Raw genomic sequence first — 2,713 nt, forward strand, 5'->3', positions numbered from 1 at the left:
CTTGCGGATCTCAGTTCCGTCCTCACTCTGGGTGACGGAGCTGGGGTAGCAGACCTGGGTGGGATCAGCCCACTCCGCCGCGTGAGCGGCGGGAGCGAGGGCCATAGTCAGCGCCAATACCAGGGCGCAGACTGCGGTCAGTTTCTTCATCGTCGTTTCCTCCTCTACATTTTCATTTCCGGGGCGGGTGGAGCCGCGTCGTCGCACGCTCCGTATCCCTCGTCCTGCCGCAAGCGACAGGACTCGCTCACTTCACTGCTCCTCCTTTCCCCGGCGAAACCGCTTCGCTGGGTTTCGCCGGGGACCCCGTTTTCCTGCTGGCGCTGGGGGATCTGAGCCAGAGTCTGCTGATAGGCGTCCAGCACTGCCTGATGGAACTGCTGGTGGAACTCCTTCGTACAGGGAAAGCAGATGTCCTTATAGCCGTCCCTGCCCTTGTAGCTGGGCAGGGAGACGAAGGGGCCGTTGCTGCCCTCCACCACCTTGACGCCCCGGATAGCGAAGCACCCGTTCAGGTTGACGGAGGCGTCCGCCAGGACGGGACCGCTGGCGTGGAGGGAGTGGATTTTCACATCCACCTGCATGGGGAGGGTCTCCCGCTGAGATGTGAGGGCCGGGTCAGGGGCCTGTTTCATTGTCGGTTCCTCCTAAAAATTTTTTGGTAAAATGGAATTACTCCATGGTCATGCCGCCCATGGCGGGCCCGGTGTCCTGTTCCTGCTGGGGAGTGCGAAGCTCCTCCAGCTTCTCCCGCGCCCAGTCCGGCAGATACTGCTCATCCAGAACGCCAGCGAAGTCGGAGCGGTTCCAGCGGGTCTTTTCGCCGTCGCCCAGGCAGGTGGCGTAGACCGCCTGACCTCTGGCGTGGGGAGAACAGCCAAAGCCGCCTTCCGCCAGCCAGAGCATATTGCGGGGGTCCCAGCAGCTCTCCCGGAGCGTGTCGGGACGCATCACCAGCACCTTGCCCTTGTAGTCCTGCTCCAGCGGGTTACCGGCGCAGTGCTCCAGGCCGAACAGCCCCAGCGCCTGGTATGCGTCCCTGGCCTGTCCGATGAACGACTCCAGCAGTCCCGCGGCGGTATCCACCGCGTAGCAGCGGTTATATTTGCTGTCCTGGGGAACAAAGGTTTTCCTGCCCCACCGATAGGTTTCATCGCTGACCAGATGCTTGCAGACCGACTCGCGGAACTCCTGCAGGGAGTTGGCGAGAACGAAGTTTACACGCTTAAAGCCGAACTGTTCCAGCACAGACTGGGCGCAGCCCTCGGCCAGCGACTCGTCCGCCTCATTGAAATAATCCCGGACCGCCTGCTCAATGGCTCTGGCGCAGTCCACATTCACCCGAAAGCTGTCCTCGTGCATCTGCGTCTGCCTCAGACGGCGGGCGTCGGCGCGGGAGTAGGGGTACAGATAGGGAAAATCAGCCGCCATAGACGGTATCCTCCGCGATCAGATGCTCCTCCAGCCTGCCCAGGCAGGCGCCCACCACCATGAAGGTCTCCAGCAGATCCGCCGGAAGGTCCCGCAGGTCATAGCGGTGTTCCGCCGCCAGAACCGTGATGGTGCGGGCCTCCTCGTCCACCTCGGCGCACAGCTTGGCCCCATCGGGGATGCCGGCGGCCTCCCGCAGATACTCGTTCACCTGAACGGCTTCCTCCTCGAAGTCGTTGTAGGGGCAGCTGTCCTTATCACAGTCCTCACAGGGGCCGCAGACCTCCGACAGGTAGTGGAGCAGCTGGGCCGACGTGCTCGTGAGCTGTTGGACAACGGCCAGCAGCTCCGGCGCGCTCATCCGCCCTTTCAGCACCAGCATGGCCCCATCCAGGGTGTGGTACTCCACCTTGTCGCCGGCGTTGAACCCGGCCAGCCGTGCGGCGGTCACTGGAAGCAGGAGGCCCTTGGGTGTGATCTCTTTGATGAATTTCATGTGATATTCCTCCGATTTCTGATTAAATTTCCTGCCCGAAATCAAACAGGTTCAGCTGTGTGGCGGCACGCTGCCGCTCGGTCATGTCGTAGTTGGCGATGAACACCTCGGCAAACTGGCAGTTGGGGTCGTACCGCTGCTTGATGTTGTTCAGCCGGGTGACCGCCTCGATCTGGATGCCAGGGGCGTCGTACAGCTCCCGGACAAAGGCGTCGTCATTGTAGGAGAGCAGGAACTTCCCCTCAATGGACAGAAGGGCGTCCCGCAGGCGGATGTGGTCCTTCTCTGTGAATCCGTCCTCCCCGATGTTCTGGTAGTACCCTTCGGTGGCGTGGTAGGGGGGATCGCAGTAAAAGAGGCTCACCGGGCGGTCATACTGCCGGATGAGCTTCTCAAAGTCCTTGTTCTCCACCACCACATCCTTCAGACGCCGGTGGGCCTGCTCAATAAGGGGGAAGTTGGCCCGCATATCGTGGGGCTGGCTGCCGTAGCTGGTGAGAGCGGAGGCGTAGCTGTAGCGGATGATTTGATAGAACCAGGACGCTTTCTGCACATCGCTGGCGGGGCTGCGCCCCAGAGCGTCCTCTCTTTGCCCTTCGGGCAAATTCACATTATCCCTCGCCAGCGCCTGTTTGATCAGTTCGAAGTCCTCACGGGAATTGAGGACATACCGCAGGGAGTCGATCAGCTCCTCATGCCTGTCCCGGACGCAGCGGTACAGGTTGGCGAGGAGGCTGTTGAAGTCGTTGTAGACCTCAAAATCCCTGCCGGGGGGCTTGTGGAACA

The 2,713-nt window shown here is 61.6% G+C and carries 4 protein-coding genes; all 4 read right to left on the bottom strand.

What is annotated here, in order from left to right:
- Positions 1 to 164 precede the first annotated feature (164 nt).
- Entirely contained in the window at positions 165 to 635 is a 471-nt protein-coding gene (locus Q0063_RS14600) for a SpoVG family protein (protein WP_297872681.1), read from the bottom strand.
- Positions 636 to 672: 37 nt separating this feature from the next.
- Positions 673 to 1,431 (bottom strand): DUF3849 domain-containing protein, encoded by a 759-nt coding sequence (locus Q0063_RS14605; RefSeq protein WP_297872672.1) that lies wholly within the window; start codon positions 1,429 to 1,431, stop codon positions 673 to 675.
- A complete protein-coding gene (locus tag Q0063_RS14610) occupies positions 1,421 to 1,927 on the bottom strand; it encodes a hypothetical protein (protein ID WP_297872673.1) in 507 nt (168 codons plus the stop codon). Before Q0063_RS14610 ends, Q0063_RS14605 begins: the two co-directional genes overlap by 11 nt.
- A gap of 22 nt (positions 1,928 to 1,949) precedes the next feature.
- Positions 1,950 to 2,713, bottom strand: a 764-nt coding sequence (locus tag Q0063_RS14615) for a DNA adenine methylase (protein WP_297872682.1), incomplete at its 5' end; no start/stop codon positions are given.

The sequence above is a fragment of the uncultured Oscillibacter sp. genome, assembly GCF_947654275.1.
GTDB lineage: Bacteria > Bacillota > Clostridia > Oscillospirales > Oscillospiraceae > Oscillibacter.